This is a genomic window from Pricia sp., from assembly GCF_041745955.1.
GTDB lineage: Bacteria > Bacteroidota > Bacteroidia > Flavobacteriales > Flavobacteriaceae > Pricia.
Genome location: NZ_JBGTHY010000024.1, coordinates 1 through 2,089 on the forward strand (window position 1 = coordinate 1; position 2,089 = coordinate 2,089).

The following is a 2,089-nucleotide window of genomic DNA, read 5'->3' on the forward strand; positions in this document are numbered from 1 at the left end:
AAATTTATCCGCCTTAAAACATGTAAGAAGTGAAAAAGACCCTTTTACGTTGATGCGGATGATTGATGTAAATATCGTCAATACGGAAAAGACCATCCGACAAGCAGTCGACAAGGGCACAAAAAAATATTTCTGTGTTTCTACGGACAAAGCTGCCAACCCTGTCAATATGATGGGCGCCTCAAAACGTATTATGGAAATGTTCTTGATGCAAAAAAGCGAGGAAATTCCCATTTCTACGGCCCGATTTGCCAATGTGGCCTTTTCCGACGGTTCTTTGTTACATGGTTTCGATCAAAGAATAAAGAAGCGACAGCCTATAGTTGCACCTAACGATATAAAAAGATATTTCGTACTACCCAAAGAATCTGGTCAGCTCTGTCTAATGTCCTGTCTTTTCGGGGAAAACAGGGATATTTTTTTCCCAAAGCTGAGTGAGCAACTTCACCTTACATCCTTTTCAGATATTGCAATCAAATACTTGGCCAACTTGGGGTATAAACGCTATTTGTGCCAAGACGAGGACGAGGCGAGAAAATTGGCCAAAACCCTTCCGCAAAAAGGGGAATGGCCCTGCTTGTTCACCGAAAGCGATACGACTGGTGAAAAAGATTTCGAAGAATTCTTTACGGAAAATGAGGTGTTGGATATGGATCGGTTCAAGAATCTTGGGATTATAAAAAATAACCCTGTTTATGACTGCGTAAAATTGTTGCAATTCCAAAATGCCATAGAGGAGCTAAAGACAAAGGGATCTTGGCAAAAAGCGGATTTGGTACTTCTGTTTTTTGAGATGATTCCCGATTTCGGCCATAACGAGAAGGGAAAATATCTGGACGCCAAAATGTAACTTAGAAATGACCAATCAACTTATTTCCTTCATCCGTGAGATTTATGGTGCCGATGGGTTCATTCCACTTCACCAACCCCGTTTTATCGGGAACGAGAAAAAATACCTCAATGAGTGTATAGATTCCACGTTTGTTTCGAGTGTCGGCAAGTTTGTTGACCTTTTCGAAGATAAAGTGGCCCATTTTACTGGAGCCCGATATGCTGTTGCTACGGTAAACGGAACGGCCGCGCTGCATATGGCGTTACTATTGGCAGGAGTAGAAAACGACGACGAGGTAATAACCCAACCGCTCACGTTTATCGCGACCTGTAATGCAATAAGCTATATCGGGGCACATCCGCTTTTTGTAGATGTGGATAGGGATACTCTTGGCCTTTCTCCCGAAAAATTGGAGGATTTTCTTTCCGAGAACACCGAAATGGTCAATGGCAAGTGTATCAACAAAAAAACAAAACGCACTATAAAGGCCGTTGTGCCTATGCATACCTTCGGGCTTCCCGTTCGAATTGACGAACTACTTATCGTTTGTAGAAAGTATCATCTAGAGATGGTAGAAGATGCCGCGGAATCATTGGGCAGTTATTATAAAGGGCGTCATACAGGAACTTTCGGGCAGCTAGGAACCCTCAGTTTCAATGGTAATAAGACCATAACCACCGGAGGCGGTGGAATGATACTTACCAATGACGAAAATTTGGCCAAAAGGGCAAAACATATTACGACTACCGCCAAGATACCACATCAGTGGGATTTTGAACATGATGAGGTCGCATATAATTACAGGTTGCCCAACATTAATGCGGCATTGGGCTGTGCGCAGATGGAAACGCTACCCAAGTTCTTGGAAAATAAAAGAGATGTCGCGCAGAGGTATGATGCTTTCTTTAAGGATAAACCGATGTTTTTTATTAGAGAACCTGAGAATACAAAAGCTAACTATTGGTTGAACGCCATTTTGACGAAAGATAGAAGTGAACGCGATAAACTCTTGGCAAAGACCAACGATAGCGGGGTAATGACCCGGCCTATTTGGAAGTTGATGAACAATTTGTCAATGTTCAAAACAGCTCAAACCGGCAATTTGGAGAATGCCATATGGTTAGAGGCAAGAACTTTAAATATACCGAGTAGCGTGGTAGTTTCTTAGGCGGGGATATCGCAATTCGGTTTTACGGACCGCTGCTAAAATTACCTTTTCGAAATATTCGACGCTGGGCGTAAACAGTACTAATTATG

The 2,089-nt window shown here is 42.4% G+C and carries 2 protein-coding genes; both read left to right on the plus strand.

The features are described 5' to 3' along the window. Nucleotides 1–850 (plus strand): polysaccharide biosynthesis protein (locus ACEW8S_RS00860; protein WP_373516305.1); only part of this gene is annotated, 850 nt, incomplete at its 5' end. 7 nt (nucleotides 851–857) lie between these two features. Further along, nucleotides 858–2,000: a LegC family aminotransferase gene (locus ACEW8S_RS00865; protein WP_373516306.1), complete on the plus strand. Its 1,143-nt coding sequence runs from the start codon at nucleotides 858–860 to the stop codon at nucleotides 1,998–2,000. Nucleotides 2,001–2,089 lie beyond the last annotated feature (89 nt).